The organism is Amycolatopsis sp. NBC_00355 (genome assembly GCF_036104975.1).
Classification (GTDB): Bacteria; Actinomycetota; Actinomycetes; order Mycobacteriales; family Pseudonocardiaceae; genus Amycolatopsis.
Genome location: NZ_CP107982.1, coordinates 5,443,133 through 5,464,799 on the forward strand (window position 1 = coordinate 5,443,133; position 21,667 = coordinate 5,464,799).

The 21,667-nt window shown below is 71.0% G+C and carries 17 protein-coding genes and 1 pseudogene; 7 read left to right on the forward strand and 11 right to left on the reverse strand.

Translation table 11 applies throughout. From position 1 onward, the window contains the following. Positions 1-2: 2 nt before the first annotated feature. Genes OHS18_RS24190 through OHS18_RS24205 form a run of 4 tightly spaced genes read left to right on the forward strand, consistent with a single transcriptional unit; the run spans position 3 to position 6,069 of the window. On the forward strand, positions 3-311 hold the full coding sequence (locus tag OHS18_RS24190; protein WP_328448918.1) for a type VII secretion target: 309 nt from the start codon (positions 3-5) through the stop codon (positions 309-311). Next, positions 311-4,303 (forward strand): hypothetical protein, encoded by a 3,993-nt coding sequence (locus tag OHS18_RS24195; RefSeq protein WP_328612501.1) that lies wholly within the window; start codon positions 311-313, stop codon positions 4,301-4,303. The genes OHS18_RS24190 and OHS18_RS24195 overlap by 1 nt, the downstream gene beginning before the upstream one ends. Before the next feature lie 28 nt (positions 4,304-4,331). Continuing rightward, positions 4,332-5,192, forward strand: coding sequence for an immunity 49 family protein (locus OHS18_RS24200; protein WP_328612502.1), 861 nt, complete (start codon positions 4,332-4,334; stop codon positions 5,190-5,192). Between the two features lie 19 nt (positions 5,193-5,211). Next, the gene (locus tag OHS18_RS24205; RefSeq protein WP_328612503.1) at positions 5,212-6,069 is read left to right on the forward strand and encodes a ferredoxin; all 858 of its coding nucleotides are present in this window, start codon (positions 5,212-5,214) and stop codon (positions 6,067-6,069) included. Between the two features lie 44 nt (positions 6,070-6,113). On the opposite strand, the gene ilvA is transcribed toward OHS18_RS24205, so the two are convergent. Then, entirely contained in the window at positions 6,114-7,316 is a 1,203-nt protein-coding gene (gene ilvA / locus OHS18_RS24210; RefSeq protein WP_328612504.1) for a threonine ammonia-lyase, read from the reverse strand. Between the two features lie 94 nt (positions 7,317-7,410). On the opposite strand from ilvA, the gene OHS18_RS24215 reads away from it, so the two are divergent. Continuing rightward, on the forward strand, positions 7,411-7,683 hold the full coding sequence (locus OHS18_RS24215) for a hypothetical protein (RefSeq protein ID WP_328448909.1): 273 nt from the start codon (positions 7,411-7,413) through the stop codon (positions 7,681-7,683). A gap of 71 nt (positions 7,684-7,754) precedes the next feature. Here the strand turns inward: OHS18_RS24215 and OHS18_RS24220 are convergent, their stop codons facing one another. The 6 genes from OHS18_RS24220 to OHS18_RS24245 all read right to left on the reverse strand — a co-directional run bounded on the left by OHS18_RS24220 (position 7,755) and on the right by OHS18_RS24245 (position 14,630). Further along, positions 7,755-8,912, reverse strand: a complete 1,158-nt coding sequence (locus OHS18_RS24220; protein WP_328612505.1) for a cystathionine gamma-synthase — start codon at positions 8,910-8,912, stop codon at positions 7,755-7,757. A gap of 53 nt (positions 8,913-8,965) precedes the next feature. After that, a complete protein-coding gene (locus OHS18_RS24225; RefSeq protein WP_328612506.1) occupies positions 8,966-9,427 on the reverse strand; it encodes a hypothetical protein in 462 nt (153 codons plus the stop codon). Positions 9,428-9,463: 36 nt separating this feature from the next. Further along, a complete protein-coding gene (locus tag OHS18_RS24230) occupies positions 9,464-9,856 on the reverse strand; it encodes a hypothetical protein (RefSeq protein ID WP_328612507.1) in 393 nt (130 codons plus the stop codon). Between the two features lie 403 nt (positions 9,857-10,259). Further along, complete coding sequence (locus OHS18_RS24235) at positions 10,260-11,774, reverse strand: hypothetical protein (RefSeq protein WP_328612508.1); 1,515 nt, start codon at positions 11,772-11,774, stop codon at positions 10,260-10,262. Positions 11,775-11,902: 128 nt separating this feature from the next. Next, positions 11,903-13,273 (reverse strand): cystathionine beta-synthase, encoded by a 1,371-nt coding sequence (locus OHS18_RS24240; protein WP_328448900.1) that lies wholly within the window; start codon positions 13,271-13,273, stop codon positions 11,903-11,905. Between the two features lie 346 nt (positions 13,274-13,619). Further along, the gene (locus tag OHS18_RS24245; RefSeq protein WP_328612509.1) at positions 13,620-14,630 is read right to left on the reverse strand and encodes a pentapeptide repeat-containing protein; all 1,011 of its coding nucleotides are present in this window, start codon (positions 14,628-14,630) and stop codon (positions 13,620-13,622) included. 51 nt (positions 14,631-14,681) lie between these two features. Between OHS18_RS24245 and OHS18_RS24250 the strand changes: the two genes are divergently transcribed. Continuing rightward, complete coding sequence (locus tag OHS18_RS24250; protein ID WP_326957830.1) at positions 14,682-15,902, forward strand: acetyl-CoA C-acetyltransferase; 1,221 nt, start codon at positions 14,682-14,684, stop codon at positions 15,900-15,902. Between the two features lie 158 nt (positions 15,903-16,060). On the opposite strand, the gene OHS18_RS24255 is transcribed toward OHS18_RS24250, so the two are convergent. The 4 genes and pseudogenes from OHS18_RS24255 to OHS18_RS24270 all read right to left on the reverse strand — a co-directional run bounded on the left by OHS18_RS24255 (position 16,061) and on the right by OHS18_RS24270 (position 19,858). Next, complete coding sequence (locus OHS18_RS24255) at positions 16,061-17,593, reverse strand: DHA2 family efflux MFS transporter permease subunit (RefSeq protein WP_328612510.1); 1,533 nt, start codon at positions 17,591-17,593, stop codon at positions 16,061-16,063. Between the two features lie 91 nt (positions 17,594-17,684). After that, positions 17,685-17,900, reverse strand: a pseudogene (locus OHS18_RS24260) (YeeE/YedE family protein); the annotation flags it as partial. Positions 17,901-18,065: 165 nt separating this feature from the next. Beyond that, complete coding sequence (locus OHS18_RS24265; protein ID WP_328448892.1) at positions 18,066-18,857, reverse strand: LppU/SCO3897 family protein; 792 nt, start codon at positions 18,855-18,857, stop codon at positions 18,066-18,068. Between the two features lie 167 nt (positions 18,858-19,024). Continuing rightward, entirely contained in the window at positions 19,025-19,858 is an 834-nt protein-coding gene (locus OHS18_RS24270; protein ID WP_328448890.1) for a Bax inhibitor-1/YccA family protein, read from the reverse strand. A gap of 333 nt (positions 19,859-20,191) precedes the next feature. On the opposite strand from OHS18_RS24270, the gene OHS18_RS24275 reads away from it, so the two are divergent. Beyond that, positions 20,192-21,664: a hypothetical protein gene (locus OHS18_RS24275; protein WP_328612511.1), complete on the forward strand. Its 1,473-nt coding sequence runs from the start codon at positions 20,192-20,194 to the stop codon at positions 21,662-21,664. The last annotated feature ends 3 nt before the right edge of the window (positions 21,665-21,667 follow it).

Below are 21,667 nucleotides of genomic sequence, written 5' to 3' on the forward strand. Positions count from 1 at the left end.
CGATGACGGATGTGGAACTCAGCACCGACCTGACCGCGCACGCGAAGCAGCTCGACGCCATCGGCGACGGGCTGCAGCAGGCCGTCGACGCAGCCAACCAGGTCAGCATGCCGACGGACGCGTACGGCATCCTCTGCCAGCCGTTCCGGATGCTGCTCGACCCGGTGGAGCAGTACGGGATCGACGCGCTCAAGGACGCCGTGCAGGCGATGACCGCCGTCTCCGGCAAAGTGCGCGAAGCCGCTGCGGCGTACCACACCTACGAAGCCGGGGTCGCCGACGATCTGAACAAGTCCACGGACGGTGCCTGATGCCCGAGGGCAACCCGCTCGTCGTGGACGCGAAGCAGGACCCGGACGGCCCGGGTGCCTTCACCGCGGGCAACGGCGACTACGGCTGGGCCGGCGGTATCGGCCTCGCCGAGTCGTCGATGGACGCGTTCAACGGGATCAAGGACGGCGACTGGGTTTCCGGCGGCCTGGGCGTGCTGAGCCTGGCCGGCGAGATCGCGGGCGCGGCCGTCGACCCGTTCGGGTACCTGATGTCGTCGGTGGCGTCGTTCCTGATGGAGCACATCCAGCCGTTGAAGGACATGCTGGACTCGCTCGCGGGCAACCCGCCGGTGATCCAGTCGTACGCGGACACCTGGGGCAACGTCTCGAAGGCGCTGGGCGAACGGAAGACCGACTTCGACAACGCGGTCAAGACCGGCACCGCGGGGTGGCAGGGCGCGGGCGCCGACGCGTACCGGAAGTTCGCCACCGAGCACAGCGACGCGCTTTCGGGCGCGGCGACGGTCGCCGGCGCGATCAGCACGGTCACCATGATCATGGGCCAGGTCGTCTCGTTCGTCCGGGAGACCGTGCGCCAGCTGATCGCGGACCTGGTCGGCAAGCTGATCGCCTGGGTGATGGAGGAAGTCTTCTCGCTGGGCTTCGGCACGCCGGTCGTCGTCGCGCAGGCGTCGGCCGCGATCGCCAAGTGGGGCAAGAAGATCGGTGAGCTGCTCAAGAAGCTGACCGACACGATCCGCAAGGTGTCGCCGCTGCTGTCGAAGCTGGTCGACATCTTCGAAAAGATCGCCAAGGTCTTCGGCAAGGTGCTGGGCAAGGTCAGCGGCCTGGACGGGCTGAAGATCAAGGAAGGCGGCTTCGTCCACAAGGTCCCCAAGGGCGAGGGCGGCGTCCACACGAGGGCCCACGGCGGTTCGGAGGACTCGCCCGACGGTTCCGACGGTTCCTCGGGTGATTCCGGTGATTCCGGTGGCAGCCATGGGGATGCGGACTCGCCGGGTTCGGACCCGATGAACACGGACTCCTCGCCCGACACCGGCTCCCGCCGGAGTCCGAGCCGTGAGGAGCCGGGCGGCGACAGCGCCCACCCGGGTGACAGCTCCCCGACCGGCGACTCGAGCCCGTCGACGGCTCGCGGGGACGCTCCCGCGCAGGCGGGGAACTCCAGCCCGTCGGCCCGCGCGGGCGACAGCTCGCCCGGGGACGGTTCCCCCTCCCACACCGGGGATTCCAGCCCCTCGGCACGCACTGGGGACAGCTCACCCGCCCACGCGGGCGACTCCAGCCCGGCACCACGAACCGCCGACAGCAGCCCCTCACCGACCCGCGCAGGCGACAACTCGCCTTCGCACACCGGAGGCTCCAGCCCTTCGGCACGCGCCGGTGACAGCTCGCCCTCGCACACCGGAGGCTCCAGCCCTTCGGCACGCGCCGGTGACAGCTCGCCCTCGCACACCGCGGATTCCGGCCCATCGACTCACGCCGGCGACTCCAGCCCGGCACCACGAACCGCCGACAGCAGCCCCTCACCGACCCGCGCAGGCGACAACTCGCCTTCGCACACCGGAGGCTCCAACCCTTCGGCACGCGCCGGTGACAGCTCGCCCTCGCACACCGGAGATTCCGGCCCATCGACTCACGCCGGCGACTCCAGCCCGTCGCCGCGGGTCGCCGACAGCGGCCCGGGCACCCACGCCGGCGGCAATTCTCCTTCCCACGCCGGGGATTCGAGCCCGTCCCCCACCCGGGCGGGCGACAGCTCGCCGAGCCACGCCGGCTCGGGGAGTCCTTCGCACTCGTCGCCCGCCGCGCGGTCCGATGCGCCCGGCTCGCACGCCGGCGGTGACACTCCGAGCAGTGCCGCGCCGCCGCGAGCCGACGGCACCACTTCCGCCAGCGGTACCGCGCCCGCCGCTCCGCGTACCGGGGACCCGGGTACTCAATTCCCGTCGCCGCGCGGTGGGGACGGCGCTGCCTCCGGCGTCCCGCCTCAGGGCGGCGCGCCGATGGGCGGGGGCATGCCGCCCGGTGGCAGCCCCGGTAGCGGCGGTGGCCCCGGCGGCGGTTCCTCGCGCACCGGCGGCGGCTGGACCGGTACCCCGGGCAGTCCCGGCGCGCACACGCCGCACGTCGACGCGCCCGGGCGGCCACGGCCCGGCGGCGACTTCCCCGAAGGACGCCCGCGCGCCGGCGGCGACCTGCCCGAAGGACGGCCGCGTCCGGGTGGCGACACCCCGCGTCCGCGCACCCCGGACACCCCCGCGCCGGCGGCCCGCGGCTTCGGCCCCGGCACGCACGGCCCGGACACCCGCCCCGGCGGGCACGCCCCGGGCAGCCGGCCGGGCGGCGGTCCCGGGCACACCGGCCCCGGCGGCACCCACGGTCCCGACGGGCACGGTCCCCACGAAAACGGCCCGCACGAAAACGGCCCCGGTCACCACGATCCCGACGGCGGCCCGCCCCACCACGGCGAACCGCTCAGCCCGGACGAGGTCAACGCGCGGCACGCCGAAAGCACGCCGTCCGGCAGCTCCTACCACGCCGGCGACCCGGACATGGGCGACCTGCCGCACCGCGTGCAGCCCGACCCGGACGGCCGCTACACCGTCGACGTGCACGTCACGCCGGACGGCCACGCCCGGATCGGCGACCGGCTCTACACCCCCGAAGAGTTCGCGGACGTCTTGCGCCGCAACGCCGATTACGACGGCCGCCCCGTCCGGCTGATCGGCTGCGACGCGAGCTCGAACGACTTCGCGCACCGGCTTTCGCGTGAGCTCGACACCGAGGTGATGGCCCCGACGAAGCCGGCGTGGACCGACGCGCACGGCCGCGTCTTCTCCTCCGACTACGAAATCGGCCCGGACGGCAAGATGCGTCCCCGCATCCCGCCGGACGGCGAGTGGAACACCCACCACCCGGACGGCACGACCCACCGCGCCGGCGACGACGGTTTCGCCCCGGACACCCACCACGGCGACCCGCACGACGTCGACGCCGACAGCGCGCAGCACCGCGGCGAGCGCTACATCGACGAGGAACCGGTCGACATCGAGCACCCCGACCGGGAGCCGCGGGCGTCGATGAGGGAGCGGATCAACGACGACGCCTACCGCGAGAAGTACTACGACGGGCCGAACAAGAACGGCGAGTACTCGCGCAAGAACGCCGATCAGAACGACGCCCTCGACGAGCGCGTCCCGAAGATCAAGGAAGACACGACCAAGCCGGACGGCGAGAAGTTCGACCCGAAGTCCGACGACTTCGAACCGGCGAACTACCACAAGGCCAACGAGGTCGAGCACCCGGCGACGCCCGTGCAGCGGGACGAAGCCCAGGACCTCATCGACCGCCGGCACGCGGCGAACCAGCGCGCGCGGGAAGCCGAGGCGGACTACCAGGACGCCCACGGCAAGGGCACGGTCACCGACGAGATCGAGCGCGAGCGCACCGACGCGCACCGCGACCGGACGAACCTCGGCGAGGACCTCGGCGAGCACGCCGGCCGCGATGCCGTCGCCGACAGGTTCCCGCCGCCCGACTACGAGGTCAAGGAACTGCCCGATCCCGACCTGCACGGCGACAACACCCGGCTCGGCGACAAGCCCGGCTCGGGCCGGTTCGACCAGATCTACCAGGTCACCGGGCCGGACGGGCAGCCCCGGCTCGTCGTCGTCGAAGCCAAGGGGCCCAACGCCGGCCTCGGCACCCGGCAGGGCGCCGACGGGAACGGCCGCTTCGAACAAGGCCACCCGAAGTACGTCGACAGCATCATCAAGAACATGGCGGCGAACGGAACCGAGGCCGAGAAGAATCTCGCCGAAGACCTCATCCGGGCGCAGCGAAAAGGCACTCTCGATTATTACGTCGCCAAGGCCCGGGTACGCGACGAAGTCGACCTCGACCCGTCGGGCGCGAAGGTCCCGGACCCCGCGAACCCCGGCCAGTACAAGAAACATCCCGTGTACGGTGGCTACAACCTCAAGCAGTTCGACCTGACGGACAGATAACCGGAGAATCGTGGGGAGTGACGAATCCGTGCGCACTGTTGCCCGGCACGACTTCGACGCGCCGAATGCCGAGAGCGGCGCGAAACGGATTTTCGCGCGCCGGCAGGACGCACGGGAAGACATCGAGACGGACCGGCGCGGACCCGGTTACGCCTTGGACCGGTCATACGACGAGTTCGCCTACCGCTGCGGCGGCGACCCCCGCGCGGCCGAAAACGAAACCTGGCTGGCGCTGACCCGGGCACTGCAGGCCGGCGGCGCGCTGTTCCTGGCCGGGACCCGGCCCGAGGGCGAAGAGGTCGAGTTCCGGTTCGGCGACGAGGTGATCCGCCGCCCGGCGACCGGGCCGACGGTCGACACCGACGCGCCGAACTGGCTGAAGACCGCGTACCTCGCCATCGTGGCCCGCGACCAGCCCCGGCTCGACCTGCTCGCCGGTGTCCCGATCGAGCAGCTGCGCGAAGCGGCGCCGGAGTACGACGACTACCTCTTCGACTGGGTGCGGGCGCTGCAGCTCCACATCCGCAACGGCCCGGACCTGATCGACACCGTCCTGGCGGCCATGCGCGGCACCGAGCCGGAGGCGCTCCAGCACTCCGTCCCGGAGGCCGTGCTGCAGCTGCACTACCCGCCGATCGAGCTGTTCTACCTCTACACCCAACGCGAAGAAGGCAAGTTCAGCGACTCACTGGTGACGGCTTTGGAGCTGCACAAGCGGTTCTGGACGGCCGACCCCGAGCGGCCGCGCAGCCCGGCGAGCATCGTCGCGCTGGCACCGCTGGCGATGGCCTGCCTCGCCCGCGACGCCGGGATGACGGTCGACGTCGAGTCCGACTACCTGCCGCACCACCTGCTCACCGGCACCCGCGTCGGCGAGATCACGATCTGAGCGGGTCCGGGAGGACGAGATGAGCCAGCCACCGGGGCCGTTGCGGCCGGAGCAGCAGCACGAGCTCGTCCGGCAGATCGGCGCGGTGCTGACGGGTCAGGTGCCGCCGGGCTGGCGGCAGCTGCGGGTCGAGTACCGCGCCGCCGGCCGGCACATCGAGGCCGACCTGCTCGTGACCGCCCCGGACGGGCTGCCCCGGACCCTGCCACCGCACCCGGAAGCGGTGCGGCTGCTCGGCGTCCTGCGGGCGGGCATGTACCAGCCCGGCCACGGCACCTGGCTCGGCGCGGTCCTCGTGTTCGACCCGGGCCGGCCACCCGAGGCCGACTTCGGCCGGCCGGACCTCGAACCGCCGTTCCGGCACCAGCCGCCGCCCATCGGCTTCCAGGACGAGCTGCGGTTCTTCCCGCGCGCCGAAGAGCGGATCCCGGGCTGGCTGCGGGACCGGGCGGGCCTGCCCCCGCTGGCCCCGCCACCGCCCGCGCTGCCCGGCCCGGACGAAAAGGTGCACACGCCCCGCGTCCACGACGGCGTCGACGCGGCGGGCCGGCCGGTGATCCGGCGGCCGCCGCTGGCCCCGGCCGAGATCGAGCGGGTGCTGAGCTACCTGGACACGGCGCCGGTCATCCTGGCGTCCCGCAGTTACGGCGCCGACGCGTTCGCGCCGGACCGGGCCGACGCCGTGCCGATGAACTTCCGCACCGACGGGGCCTGGGCGTGGCCCGGCGCCGTCGCGTACTACCTGCGTGAGCACGGGGTGCCGCCGGATCCGGACCTGGTCGCCCACATCCGGGCCCGGCGGTTCACCGCGCCGTCGGAGGTCTCCGCCGAGGCCACGGTCCTAGCGCTCGCGGCCATCACCGGCGAACGGCTGTGACAACCGCGGCTCCGCCACCCGGAAGCCGCTGAGACTTCCGGGGCTCAGACGACCGTGTAGCCGGCGTTCGTCAGCGCGATCTCGATGTCCTTGCAGTGGTCGGGCCCGCGGGTCTCCAGCGCCAGCACGACGTCGGCCTCGCCGAGGTCGAGGCTGCCGGAGATCCGGGAGTGCTCGACGTCGAGGACGTTCGCGCCCAGCCCGCTGACGCACGACAGCACCCCCACCAGCGAGCCCGGCCGGTCCGGGACCCGCAGGTGCAGCCGCAGGTAGCGGCCGCCCGCGGTCATGCCGTGCTGGATGATCTGCAGGAGCAGCACCGGGTCGACGTTGCCGCCGGAGAGGATGGCCACGACCGGCGGCTCGAACGCGCCGGGGTGCTGCAGCAGCGCGGCGACAGTGGCCGCGCCGGCGGGTTCGACGACCAGTTTGCGCCGTTCCAGGCAGAGCAGCACGGCCCGCGAGAGCGACTGCTCGGACACCGTCACGACGTCGTCGACCAGCGACTCGACGTGGGCGAAGCTGACCGGGCCCGGCTCGCCGACCGCGATGCCGTCGGCCATGGTCGACGTCTGGCTCAGCCGGACCGGCGCGCCCGCGGTCAGCGACGGCGGGTACGCGGCGGCCTCCTCGGCCTGGACGCCGATCACCCGGACGTCCGGGCGCACCGACTTCACGGCGGCGGCGACCCCGCCGACCAGCCCCCCGCCGCCGGTGGCGACGAGGATCGTCTTGACCCCGGGCACCTGCTCGAGGATCTCGAGCCCGACGGTGCCCTGGCCGGCGATGACGTCCTGGTGGTCGAAGGGGTGGATGAACACCGCGCCGGTCCGCTCGCCGAACTCGATCGCGGCGGCGAGGGTCTCTTCGAGCAACGCGCCGTGCAGGTGGACGTCGGCGCCGTAACCGCGGGTGGCGGCGAGCTTCGGCAGCGGCGCCCGCAGCGGCATGAAGACCGTCGACTTGGCACCGAGCAGCGACGACGCGAGCGCGACGCCCTGCGCGTGGTTGCCGGCACTGGCCGCGACGACGCCGCGCGCACGCTCTTCGTCGGTGAGACCGTGGATGCGGGTGTAGGCGCCACGGATCTTGAACGAGCCCGTGCGTTGCAGGTTTTCGCACTTCAGGTGCACCGGACCGCCGTGGAGCCGGCGCAGGTCGCGCGCGTGCTCCATCGGCGTCACCCGGGTCACTCCTTTGAGGAGTTCGCGGGCGGCCTGGATCCGCTCGATGGTGACGAGTTCCATGAGCCGGATGATGCCACTCAGGAGATCCACAGGTTGATCGGACCGGGAGCCGGGTACTCTTGGCGTGTCAACACGCGGTAAACAGGGAGCAACCATGGCACGGGGGAACGACGCGAAGGCCGCTCGACGGGCGCGCGCCACCCGCTCCGCCGGGCTGGTCCCCCTCGTGATCGGACTGGCCTCGGCCGCCGCCCTCACCGGAGCCGCGTACATCACGGTAGACAGCGCTTCGTGCGCGTCGCCGGCCCAGTACATCCGCCACGACAGCCACGTCGAGCTGGTCGGCGGCTGCGTCGACGGCGCGGACCTGCCCGCCGCGGGCACGCCGAAGTCCGGCACCGTGGTGCACGGCAACTACAACCCCTGACCTGCGCGAAGCCTTAGCAAAACGGCCCCGGAACCAGTCGGTTCCGGGGCCGTTTTGCTGTCTTCGGGGCGTCAGCCCAGCGCGGTCAGCAGGTCCGAGACCAGGTCGGTGCCGTCTTCGATGCCGACCGACAGGCGCAGCAGGTCCGCCGGCACCTGCAGGGTCGAGCCCGCGGTGCTCGCGTGCGTCATCTTGCCCGGGTGCTCGATCAGCGACTCGATGCCGCCGAGCGACTCGGCGAGGATGAACAGCTTGGTGCGCGACGCGACGTCCAGCGCGGCCTGCTCACCGTCGACATGACTGAACGAGACCATCCCGCCGAAGCGGCGCATCTGCTTCGCGGCGACCTCGTGGCCGGGGTGCTCCGGCAGGCCCGGATAGTAGACCTTCGCGACCTTCGGGTGCTTCAGCAGCGCCTGCACGACCAGCTCGGCGTTGTCGCTGTGCCGTTCCATCCGCAGGGCCAGGGTCTTGATGCCGCGCAGGGTCAGCCAGGCGTCGAACGGGCCGGGGACCGCGCCGGCGGCGTTGCGCAGGTAGAAGAACTGCTCGCGCAGCTCGTCTTCGTTGGTGACGATCGCGCCGCCGACGACGTCCGAGTGGCCGCCGAGGTACTTGGTGGTCGAGTGCAGCACGATGTCCGCGCCGAGCGAGAGCGGGTTCTGCAGGTACGGCGTCGCGAAGGTGTTGTCGACGACCAGGCGGGCGCCGGCGTTGTGCGCGACTCCGGCCAGCGCCGCGATGTCGGCGATGCCGAGCATTGGGTTGGTCGGCGACTCGCACCAGATCAGCTTGGTCTCGGGCCGGATCGCGGCGCGCACCTCGTCGAGGTCGCCCAGGTCCGCGACGGTGTGCTCGACGCCCCAGAGGCTGAGCACCTTGTCGATCAGGCGGAAGGTGCCGCCGTACGCGTCGTTCCCGAGCACGAGGTGGTCACCAGGGCGCAGTGTGCTGCGCAGCACCACGTCGGACGCGGCCATGCCGGACGCGAAGGCGAGCGCGTGGCGGCCGCCCTCCAGCGAGGCGAGGGCCTCTTCCAGCGCGGTGCGGGTCGGGTTCGCGGTGCGCGAGTACTCGTAGTCGCCCTCGCGGGTGCCGCCGACGCCGTCCTGCGCGTAGGTCGAAGTCTGGTAGATGGGCACGATGACCGCGCCGGTGCGAGGGTCGGGCTTCTGACCGGCGTGGATCGCGCGAGTCTCGAATCCCAATTCGGAGTAGTCGTCCACCATTGCTTCAGCGTACGGCCCGGGCCTGACATTCCCGGCAGGTGGGATGGTTCTCGTCACTCGCGCCCGGGGACCGGGAGCCCGCACCACCGGGCGGTCGGCGCGGCCACGGCGAGAGCCAGCGTCACGACGGCCGGCGGCAGCACCACGAACAGCGCCGCCACCCCGCCGGCCACCAGGTCACCGGGCCCGCCGAGGTCGACGGAGGCCAGCCCGGTCGCCGCCAGCAGCAGCGACGTCAGGGTCGCGACGATCGCTGTCGCGCTGCCCGCGATGCAGCCCACCCGGCCCAGCGGGTCGTGGCGCAGCAGGAGGACACCGCCGGGCAGCAGGGCCGCCGCGAGGACCAGGTCGACAGCCGCGTGGACGGCCGTGCGGGCCGCGTCGTCCGGGAACCGGACCAGCGCGACGACGTCGAGGAGCAGGCCCACGAGGTAGACCAGCCCGCCGAGCACGGCGAGGCCCGCGGCGGTGCGGGCGGTCCGGCCGGCGGCGGAGGTGAGCGCGGAAAAGAGCACGCGCCGAGGATAGGGCCACGGCGGGTGACGGCGCGATTACCAGCTTTCGGACGTGTACGCGCCCTGGCCGGTGAACACGGGCAGCGTCGGCGTGCGGTAGCGCAGGTACCGGAACGTCGGCGGCAGGAACGCCAGGATCAGCACGAACACCGCGAGCCCGGCGAGGCCGACCCGGTCCACCATGGCGAGGCCGCCGTGGGTGAACATCGCGTCGACGAACCGCGCCAGCGGGACCCCGGCCGACAGCGGCTCGGTCAGCAGGGCGCCGATCGCGAGCAGCGCGCCGAGCCCGAGCAGGATCGCGCCCGCGGTCGCGCGGAACAGCGTCGCCAGCGAGCCGAGCAGCAGCACGAGCCCGGCGAGCAGGAACGCACCGAGGTCCACCAGCACCAGCACGGGCAGCATGCCGAGACTGAATTCGGCGGGCATATCGAGAAAGATCTTGACCGGGACGAATCCCGCGGCAACCGCCGCCGGCAAACCGAGCAATCCGGCGAGAACTGCCGTTACTCCGGACGGCCTAGCGGATGAATACGAATGCGAATGCACTACCGGGTAACCGAGCGGACCGGCCACGACTCCCCCATCGACAGAACACGAACGTCGGCGCTCAGCCTAGTCTGCACCTGGGGAAGTAGTCCGAAAAAATATCGGAATTCGGCCGGACGGCGGAACCCAAGATCATTTTCCTGCGCTAGCGGCAGAAATCCTGTCACGTGATCGCTGCGAGCGATTTACCGACCGCTTGTCCTATTCGGACAATTGCGCGTCCGGCTATAAATGCAGCGTGCCCCGGAGCCGATTGGCTCCGGGGCACGAAAACGGTGTTCACCTACCACTGCTGCGGCGGCTGGCCGAACCCTCCACTGGGCGGACCCTGCTGCTGCGGCGGCTGGCCCCAGCCCTGCGGCGGCTGACCCGGTTGCTGGCCCGGCTGCTGCGGGTAGCCGTGCGGCGGCTGACCCGGCTGGCCGAAACCACCCGGCTGCTGCGGCTGCTGCGGGTACCCACCACCCGACGGCTGCGGGAACCCGCCGCTGGCCGGGTTGGGGCCGCCCGGCTGACCCTGCTGACCGTGTTGACCCGGCTGGCCGTAGCCCGGGGGCGGGCCGTAACCCTGCGGCGGCTGGCCGAAGCCCTGCGGCGGCGGACCGGGCTGCCCCGGCTGACCGAACCCGGGCTGCTGCTGCGGGCCACCGAAGCCTTGCGGCGGACCGTCGAAGCCCTGCTGCGGGCCACCGAACCCCTGGGGCGGACCGCCGAAGCCCTGCGGCCCGGCCGGCGCGGCACCGCCGTCACCGAGGCCGACGAACTGCTTGGTCGCCGGGAGGAGGCCCAGCACGCCGATCGCCAGCACGAAGATCCCGGCGACGAGGTAGAGCGCCTGGCCGTTGCCGAACTTGATCGTCGCGCCGTCCGGCACGTCGATGCTCAGCTCGATCATGATCAGGATCGCGAAGATCAGCAGCACGGCGCCGCCACCGACCGCCAGGAACGAGGCGATCTTGTTCTTCAGGAACGTGAACACCGCGGCGCCCAGCGCGGCCAGGCCGCCGATCAGCACCAGGATGTAGTAGATGGTCAACGCGCCGGGCGAGATGTACTGCCCGGCGTCCTTGGCCGCCTGGATCTGCTGATCGGTGACCTTGCCGACGGCGTCGGAGTACGTGGTGAAGTCGCTGTCGAACATGTCGACGAAGAAGAACACCACCGCTAGCAGGCCGAAGATCGCGAGCAGACCGGCCGCGATGTAGCCGAAGAGCGGGTTGCCGCCGCCGGCCGGCGACGCGCCGAACTGCTGCTGCGGCGGACCACCGAAGCCGGGCTGCTGGGGCCCGCCGAAACCGGGAGGACCACCGAAACCCTGCGGCGGCTGGCCCGGCTGGCCGAAGCCGCCCGGCTGCTGCTGCTGCTGCTGCTGCCCGTAACCACCCGGCTGGCCGTACCCACCCTGCTGCTGGCCGAACGCCGCGGCCGGGTTGTCGGCCGCGCTCGGCGGCGGGTTGTACGGGATCGCCGGCGGCGGCTGGGAACCCGGCGGGACCAGCTGCGTGGAGTCCGCGACCGGAGCGTCACCGCCGGCCGGGTTCACCCACTGCGTCGCGTTCGCGTCGACCGGCGGCAGCGCCTGGGTCGCGCTCGCCCCGCCCTCACCCGGCTGGGCGGGCTGGACGACCTGCGTCGGTTCCGGCGTCTCCCCGAACGGGGAACCGCCTTGTGGCTGCACGACCTGCGTCGGCTCCGGACTACCGAACGGGTTGTCCTGCTGCGGCTCGGGGCCACTCGACGGGCCTTGAGGTGGCTGGTTGCCACCCCACGGCTGGTTCGGTGGCTGCGGTGCACTCATGTGGGTCTTGAACCCCCTTGACGAGGACGCGAAAGTGTTCTATTTGCGCCCACGCTATCGGATCACCCGGCAGGGCGCTCGTAACGCCCCTGCCGGGTCCGCCGATTAAGACTCTTCTGGGCTCCTGGTCACCGACCGGCCAGGAAACCCAGCAGGTCGTGCCGCGTGACGACACCGGCAGGCTTGCCGTCGACCAGCACGAGCGCGCCGTCGGCCCCCTCGAGCGCGGTCATCGCGGAACCCACCTGCTCACCGCCGCCGATCGTCGGCAGCGGCAGGGACATGTGCCGGTCGAGCCGGTCGGCCAGCTGGGCCTTGCCGGTGAACAGCGCTTCGAGCAGGTCGCGCTCGTTGACCGCGCCGACGACCTCGGCGGCCATCACCGGCGGCTCCGCGCTGACCACGGGCATCTGGCTGACGCCGAACTCGGCGAGGATCGCGATGGCCTCGGCGACCGTCTCGTTCGGGTGCGAGTGCACCAGGGCCGGCAGCTGGCCGCTCTTCTTCGTCAGCACGTCGGCGACCGTCGCGCCGGAGGAGTCCGGCGGCAGGAAACCGTAGGAGGACATCCAGGTGTCGTTGAAGACCTTCGTCAGGTAGCCGCGGCCGCCGTCGGGCAGCAGCACGACGACGACGTCGTCCTCGGTGAGGCGTTCGGCGAGCTTCAGCGCGGCCGCGACCGCCATCCCGCACGAGCCGCCGACCAGCAGGCCTTCCTCCAGCGCGAGCCGGCGGGTGACCTGGAACGAGTCGGCGTCGGAGATCGGGATGATCTCGTCGGCGACGCCCCGGTCGTAGGTCTCCGGCCAGAAGTCCTCGCCGACGCCTTCGACCAGGTAGGGGCGGCCGCTGCCGCCGGAGTAGACCGAGCCCTCCGGGTCGGCGCCGACGACCTGCACGGCGCCGTCGCTGACCTCCTTGAGGTACTTGCCGGTGCCGGAGATGGTGCCGCCGGTGCCGACGCCCGCGACGAAGTGGGTGATCTTCCCGTCGGTCTGCTTCCACAGCTCCGGGCCGGTCGAGAGGTAGTGGCTCTCCGGGTTCTGCGGGTTGGCGTACTGGTTGGGCTTCCAGGCGCCGTCGATCTCGCGGACCAGGCGGTCGGAGACGTTGTAGTAGGAGTCCGGGTGCTCGGGCGCGACCGCGGTCGGGCACACCACGACCCGGGCGCCGTACGCCTTGAGCACGTTGCGCTTGTCCTCGCTGACCTTGTCCGGGCAGACGAAGACGCACTGGTAGCCCTTGCGCTGGGCGACCATGGCCAGCCCGACGCCGGTGTTGCCCGACGTCGGCTCCACGATCGTGCCGCCGGGGCGCAGCGCGCCGGACTTCTCGGCCGCTTCGATCATCCGCAGCGCGATCCGGTCCTTGACCGAGCCACCCGGGTTCAGGTACTCGACCTTGGCCAGTACGAGCGGCTTGAGCCCCTTGGTCAACGAGTTCAGCTTGACCAGCGGGGTGTTGCCCACGAGGTCTGCGATGTGCTCTGCGTACTCCACGCCGTCAGCCTAAACGGCCTACCGGTGGCGTTGTCCACTCAGCACGGCGCAAGGCCCGGGCGGACTCCGGGTGCGCGTCGGAAGTGACGGGGCGTTGTGGGCGAGGTCGGGGCCGTTCCGGCGCCGGCGTGTCGCTAAGCCACCAAGCCGCTACCGGTGCCGATTCACAGACCCGAGGGTCGCCGCACGCTGAGCCGTCATCCCGTCCCGGAGGTCCCGCCCGGCGCCGTGCGCGCGGTCGCGACCCATCAGAGAAGGCAGGAAGGCCCAGCAAGTGCCTCGATGTTCGGCCATCCGGCTCACCTCCCCCGGTTCCGGAATGACGATGCTCTTTCCGGAACCGATCCTATCGGGTGCCGGCATCCGGCGGTGCGTCCTTTCGAGTCAATCGCGCGCGGTCCGGCCGGTCGGCGATCGGGCGTTCTTCCCAGTCCGGGGGCCAGGTCCTGGCGAAGCCCCGCTGCGCCTCGGCCCCGGCGAGCCGCGCCGCGGTCTTCGTCCCGAAATCGACCGGACCTGCGAAAACAGCACCGTTGAAGGAGTCCCGGTCACCACCGAAAACGGTGCCGCGGAAATCGACGCGATCCTTGAAGTTCGCTTTGTTGAAGTCGGCTTTGGTGCGGAATTCGGTGCCGCGGAAGGACACCAGTTCGAGGAACGTCGTCCCGTAGCAGACGATCGACCGGATCGAACAGTGCGTGAGGTTCAGCCCGACGAGCGTCGCCCCGGAGAAGTCGAGGTCGACGTCCGGCCAGAACCCTTCGTTCGGCTGTTCGACGGACCCGGCGCGCAGGTGCAGCTGCAGGATGCGCTGCGCGGTCTTGCGGACCTGCAGCTCCTCGGCGTTCTTCGCGGTGTGCTTGAACGGCATCCGCAGGTACGCGCAGAGCACGTTGACGATGGTCTGCCGGTGCGGCGCGTACCCGCCGGCGAGCCGTTCGAGCGCGTACAGCCCGGCGAGCCGGACCGGCGCCTTCTCGCTGCCGAGCTGGTCGGCGGCCTTGCTGTATATCTCGGTGACCCGGCGTTCGGTGGCGTCGTGGTCCTTCTGCACCAGGTCCAGCTCGGCGGAGCGCTGCCGCCGGGCGGCCAGCAGCAGCGCGGCCGCGCCCCCGGTGCCGACGACGATGTTGGCCGCCGTGCGCAGCGCGTCCAGCCGGGCGGAGTCCTCGGGCCGGCCCCCGCCGAGCAACGACAGCAACAGCGTCGCCGCCAGCCCGGCGAGCAGCAGCAGGCCCGCGCCCCAGAGCAGGATCGTCCTCGTGCCCAGCACCCGCGCCTCGGTCCCCACCCGGGTGATCCTGCCAGCCCGGCTGTTGCCTTGGTCGCGTTCGGCTTTGTCCCGGGCGTGGTTCACGGCACTATGGTGAGCAACCGCTTAGCTCGCGATACGAGGATGTGTCACGTCATGCCTGAAGCCGTCATCGTCTCCACCGCGCGCTCGCCGATCGGGCGCGCCAACAAGGGTTCGCTGGTCAGCATGCGCCCCGACGACCTGACCGTGCAGATGATCCAGGCGGCACTGGCCAAGGTGCCGCAGCTCGACCCCACCGATATCGACGACCTGATGCTGGGCTGCGGCCTGCCGGGCGGCGAGTCCGGGTTCAACATGGGCCGCGCCGTCGCCGTCGAGCTCGGCTACGACCACCTGCCCGGCTGCACCATCACGCGCTACTGCTCGTCCAGCCTGCAGACGACCCGGATGGCGTTCCACGCGATCAAGGCCGGCGAGGGCGACGTCTTCATCTCGGCCGGCGTCGAGACCGTGTCGCGGTTCTCGAGGGGCAGCTCGGACTCCTGGCCGGACACGCACAACCCGCTGTTCGCCGACGCCGAGAAGCGGACGGCGTCGACGGCGGAGTCCGGCACCGACAGCTGGACGGACCCGCGCACCGCCGGGGACGTCCCCGACGTCTACATCGCGATGGGCCAGACCGCCGAGAACCTGGCGCGGCAGAAGGGCGTCACGCGCGAGGACATGGACGAGTTCGGCGTCCGCTCGCAGAACCTGGCCGAGAAGGCCATCGCGGACGGCTTCTGGGCCAAGGACATCACCCCGGTGACGCTCCCGGACGGCACGGTCGTCTCGAAGGACGACGGCCCCCGCGCGGGCGTCACGGTCGAGGGCGTCTCGGGGCTGAAGCCGGTGTTCCGCCCGGACGGCCGCGTCACGGCGGGCAACTGCTGCGCGCTGAACGACGGCGCGGCGGCGCTGGTCGTCATGTCCGACACGAAGGCGCGCGAGCTGGGCCTGACGCCGCTGGCGCGGATCGTGTCGACGGGCGTGACGGGCCTGTCGCCGGAGATCATGGGCTACGGCCCGGTCGAGGCGTCCAAGCAGGCGCTGTCGCGCGCAGGTCTGTCGATCGGCGACATCGACCTGGTGGAGATCAACGAGGCGTTCGCCGCGCAGGTCATCCCGTCGTACCGCGACCTGGGCATCGACCTGGACCGCCTGAACGTCAACGGCGGCGCGATCGCGGTGGGCCACCCGTTCGGCATGACGGGCGCGCGCATCACGTCGACGCTGATCAACTCCCTGCAGCACCACGACAAGCAGTTCGGCTTGGAGACGATGTGCGTCGGCGGCGGGCAGGGTATGGCGCTGATCATCGAGCGCCTTTCCTGAGTCGTTGACGCCCGAAGGCCACCACCGGAAGTCCCGGTGGTGGCCTTCGGTGCGTACTCAGCCGGTCGGGTCACGTACCCGGAGGGTCGGCTCGCGTACCCGGAGGGTCGGCTCGCGTGATTGGGCGCGTCACTCGCGTGATTGAGCGCGTATCTCGGTCAGTGGAGCATCACCGGTGGGGTGAGTTCCTCGCCTTCCGGCACCGCCGGGGTGGCCGGGCGGGACTTCGGGAGGAAGAGGGCCGGGATCACGCAGAGGGCCACCAGGACCAGGGACCAGACGAACGTCGTCGAGAAGGCGTCCGCCGCCAGGCCCGTCGCCGCGTCGTGGGACGCCGGGTTCATGATCGCCGCGGTGGCCGCCAGCTGGCCTTGGGCCGTCGGGACGCCGAACTTGCCCGCCAGCAGGGCCGCCAGGATCGTCGCCATCACCGCCGAGCCGATCGCGCCCGCGGTCTGCTGGACGATGTTCGTCGCCGTGGACGCGCGGGCCATGTCCTTGGGCTGCAACGTCTGCAGCGCGGACGTCGTGATCGGCATCATCGTGCAGCCCATGCCCAGGCCCATCACGAACAGCGCCGACAGCAGCACCCAGTACGGCGTGGTCGCGGTGACCTGGGTCAGCATCGCCATCGAGCCGACCAGCAGCACCATGCCCGGCAGCACGATCTTCCGCGCGCCGACCTTGTCGGCCAGCCGCCCGGTGACCGGCATCATGATCATCGCGCCGAAGCCCTGCGGGGCCAGCAGCAGCCCGGCGTGCAGCGTGGTTTCGCCGCGCACCAGCAGGAAGTACGTCGGCAGCAGCATCATCCCGCCGAGGAACGCGACGAAGAACAGCGACATCGTCACCATCGCGATCGTGAACGCGCGGTTCTTGAACAGCCGCAGGTCCACCAGCGGGTTCGACACCGTCAGTGCGCGCAGCACGAACGCGACCAGCAGCGCCAGCCCGCCCAGCGCCGGCAGCCACACCTCGACGGCGCCGACCCCGCCCGCGGACGGGATCTTCGAGACGCCGAAGATCAACGCGGCCAGGCCCGGCGAGACCATCAGCATGCCCACGAAGTCGAAGCGGCCGGCCGGCTCCGGGGCGTCCTTCGGCAGCAGCCGCCACGACAGCAGCAGCGTGACGAGGCCGATCGGCACGTTGATGAAGAAGATCCAGCGCCAGCTCACCGCGTCGACCAGCCAGCCGCCGAGGATCGGGCCGCCGATCGGGCCCAGCAGCATCGGCACGCCCAGCACCGCCATCACGCGCCCGATCCGCTGCGGGCCCGCCGCGCGGGTCAGGATCGTCATCCCGCACGGCATCAGCATGCCGCCGCCGAAGCCCTGCAGGACGCGGAAGCCGATCAGCGTTTCGATGTTCCACGCGACGCCCGCGAGCATCGACCCGGCCAGGAACAGCACGATCGCGACCATGTAGAGCCGCTTGGTGCCGAAGCGGTCGGACGCCCAGCCCGTGACCGGGATCACCGTGGCGAGCGCGAGCAGGTAGCCGGTGGCGACCCACTGGATGACGTCGAACGACGTCGAGAACTCGATCGTGAGCTTCTGCAGCGCGACGTTGACGACCGTGGTGTCCAGGATCGCCATGATGGCGCCGAGCACCACCACGGACGCGACCTTCAGCACCCCCGCGTCGAGCGCGTCACCCTGCGGCGCGGACGCCGTACTTTGCGTTGACATAAGGAAGAAATCCCCCAGTTAGTGGTTACGCCGCGAGGGTACCGGGGGACACCGACAAAAAGCCCGGGGGTTTCAGCAGATGCTGTCGGGGGATCAGCTGCCGCCACGCCGCCGTGAAGCCGAAGCGCGAGTGGAACAGCGCGAGCCCGAGGCCCAGGCCGAGCAGCAGCAGGACGCCGGACTTGGGCGCCGTAGGCCGGCGGGCCGACGCGGACGGGTTCCTCCGGCCGCGGCACAGGAGCGACGCAGGAGGTGGGGAACTCGAGGAACTTCTTGTCACCGAAGGGGATTCGGTCGTCGCCGCCAGTACTCCAGGCCCCGGGTCGGCGGAGCAGGACGAGCAAGGTCCGGGCGGCCGGCGGGTCCGTCGCAGCCCGTCGCACAGTATGGGACGAATGAACACCGCGACTGCCCCTGAACGCCGCGAAGGCCCCTTCGCCGCGGCGAAGGGGCCTTCATCGGTCTTGCGGTGCTACTCGTTCGTCTTGACGCACATCGTCGTCGCCGGCTCCGGGTACACCGCGACGCGCGTGGCGTCGGTCCCTTCGCAGACGTTCTGGTCGGCCTGACCGCTGACGACCTTGACGAGCTCGCCGTCCTTCGACGGGTCGGAGCACGGAACCTTCTTGTAGCCCTGCGTCTTCGAGGTGAAGTTCGTCAGGCAGTCGCCCTGCTTGGCGTTGATCATCAGGCACAGCTTGTAGGAGCTGCGGCCGCTGACCGTGTAGGTGTCGTACGCCGCGTCGGCGCCGCCGGGGCAGGCGTCACTGGAGCTGTCCAGCTTCTTGGCGATCTTCACGTTCGCGTTCGGGTCGGCGCAGTCGGCCTTGACCGGGTCGTCGCCACCGCTGGTGAACTCGGTGATCGTCAGGCAGTCACCGGCGTTCGAGCTGGCCGGCGACTTGGCGAAGTTGATGATCGCCAGGGTGCCGCCGACGACCACGATCACCGCGACGATGGCGAGGCGGATCCAGAGGGCCTTCGACTTCTTCGGCGGGACCGGCGGCGCGGGCGGGTAGCCGGGCTGGCCGGGCGGCGGGCCGAACTGACCCGGCTGGCCGGGCGGCGGGCCGTACTGGCCGGGCTGGCCCTGGACCGGCTGGCCCTGCGGCGGCGTGCCGTACTGCGGCTGCGGCTGGCCCTGCGGCGGCGTGCCGTACTGCGGCTGGCCGTACTGCTGCTGCTGGCCGCCGGGCGGCGGCCCGTAGGGATCGGGCTGACCCACCGGCTGCTGGCCCCCGGGGGCCGGAGGGGGAACGCTCACTGTGAACCTCACACATGTGAAATAAGAGAACCGACCGGCACATCAAACACGCAGTGTGATCAGCGGCTGCAGCGGGGTCCGCGAAAGAGTCAGTTACCGACAGAAAAGGCGCCCCGTTGATTACGGAGCGCCTTCACTGTGTGAGCGGTCGAGGACTGTGAGCCAGATTACTCGCGGAGGTAGGACAGCAGCCGCAGGATCTCCAGGTACAGCCAGACCAGGGTGGTCATCAGGCCGAAGGCGACGTACCAGGCCCACTTCGAGGGCATGCCCTCGCGGATCATCCGGTCCGCCTGGTCGAAGTCGAGCAGGAAGCTGAAGGCCGCGATGCCGATGCAGACGATGCTGAAGATGATGGCGATCGGGCCGCCGTCACGCAGGGGGTTGAAGCCGAAGGCCAGCGCACTGATCAGGTTGAACAGCATCAGGATCGCGACACCGACGACGGCGCCGACGATCCACTTGGTCAGCTTCGGCGTCACCTTGACGGCACCGGTCTTGTAGACCACGAGCATGCCGATGAAGACACCCATGGTGCCGATGATCGCCTGCAGCGCGATACCCGGGTAGATCACTTCGAACACGCCGCTCAGCGCGCCGAGGAAGAGCCCTTCGGCGGCCGAGTAGACGAGCGTCAGCGGCGCGCTCGCCTTCTGTTTGAAAATGATCACCAGTGAGATGACGAGCCCGACGACCAGGCCGCCGAGCATCGCGCCGATGAGCGCCCCGGACAGCCGGCCGGTCTCGGCCAGCTGGTTCTGCGCCCAGATCGCCGTGACGATCCCGACGAGCAGGGTGACGCCGAGGCTCATGCCCGTCTTGACGACGACGTCGTCGACGGTCATCGGGCGGTCGCCCTCGCCGGAGGAGACCTGTCCCGGGCCGTACCCGGGCACGCCACCCTGGGGCTGGTTGAAGCCCACCGGGGGGCCGTACTGACCGTAAGTCTGAGTTCCGCCCTTGGGCAGGTTGCGGAACGCCGGGTTGCTACTGGAACGCACCTGATCCTCCTGGATCTGCTGCTTTGTCAATCAAGCTGCGTGAATCAACGCTGCATCGGGTCCAACGACCGCCGGGGACGCGCGGTTCCCGTCGAGTAAAGACGACTTTACTCGACGCCTGGTCAGCGGTCCTCGCGCACACCGTATGCGACGGACGTCACGACCGTTCGCCGACAGGCACCCGATGGACGCTAGACATCCCCAACCCGTTCGAGCGACCCTCACTTGGCGTGTCCGGATCTTCACCGAAAGCGCAACTGGGACTTGATCAAACGTGTGACCTGCGACGACACCCCGACGTCGGCGCGGGACCGTCGAAGGAGTCGAAACACCATGGGGTGGTCTGCACGCCCGCGCGCGGGTCGACGCGCGCTCACCCGCCTGGTCGCGGCCGCGCTGCTCGGCACCCTCTCGGTGACGGTCGGGGCCCCGGCGGCGTCGGCGGCGTCCCAGGAGGGCATCGGCTACGAGGTCAAGCCCGGGCAGCCGATGAAACCGACCCCGAGCCGCAACTGGCTGGGCTCCTACATCGTCGGCGGGCAGCAGGTGTTCTGCGTGAGCTTCCAGCTCAAGGCCCCGAACACCGACGAGGAGTACCAGCCCGGTGACGAGCTGCTGACGAAGTGGGGCACGAAGCTGCCCGCAGACCAGGCGGCGAACATCTCCTACCTCCTGCTGCGCTACGGCGACACGAAGAAGCCCGAAGAAGCCGCCGCGCTCGCGCACCTGCTGCACTCCTGGACGGCCGCGCCGCGCACGCCCGCCGACCTCGACGCCGGGCTGACCGCCGACAAGATCGGTTACGACGCGGACTTCCACCTGGCCAAGCTGCCCGCGGACGCGAAGGCCGCCGTGGCCCGGCTGACGACCGAGGCCGGGACCAACCGCGGCCCGTGGACCGCGTCGGTCACGACGCCGAAGGACGACCAGCACGTCGGCACGGCCGCCGAGTGGACCGTGACGGTCAAGAACGCCAAGGGCAAGGGCGTCGCCGACGTCCCGGTGAAGCTGACGGCGACCGCCGCGACGCTCGGCGAGGAGAAGACCGCCACAGCCGCCTCCTCGGACGCGGGCAACTCGAGCCCGCAGGCCGCGGCCAAGGACGTCACGCTCAAGACCGGCGCGGACGGCACGGTGAAGGTCTCGCTGACGCCGACCGGGGACAAGCCGGCGCTGGCCGCGTCGCTCACCGCCCCCGCCGACCGGCCGTACGTGCGGGCGCCGGTGAACACCGGGGTCCAGCGGGTCGTCTCGACCGGCGGCGAGAAGGAACTGACCGCCCAGGGCGTCGTCAACGTCGCGAAGCCGGGCGTGGTGCAGGTGACCAAGGTGGACGCGAACAGCGGCAAGGGTGTCGGCGGCGCGGTCCTGCGGATCACCGGCACGGACCGGACGTCGGCCGCGCTCGGCCAGGACGGCAAGCCGCTGAACGGCGCCGACGGCAAGCCCGCCGTCGTCACCACCGACGGGAAGACCGGCGGGGTCACCGTCGAGAACCTCCGGGCGCCGCAGGACATCTGCGTCGTCGAGGTCAGCCCGCCGCCGGGCTACACGAACGCGTACGACCCGGGGAACCCGCCGTCGGCCTGCGGGAAGATCGAGCCGGGCAAGACCCTCGCGCTGACCGTGTCGAACAAGCCGAACGAGGTCCCGCACGCCATCCCGGCGGGCGATCGGCCGGTCACGCTGGCCCACGGCACGGTCGAGACGGACTACTCGGCGCTGGGCGTCGCCGGGCTCGGCCTGCTTGCCCTGCTGGGTTCCGCGCTGGTCGGCTTCGCCGCTCGGCGGGCGTCGCGCGGGTAACGG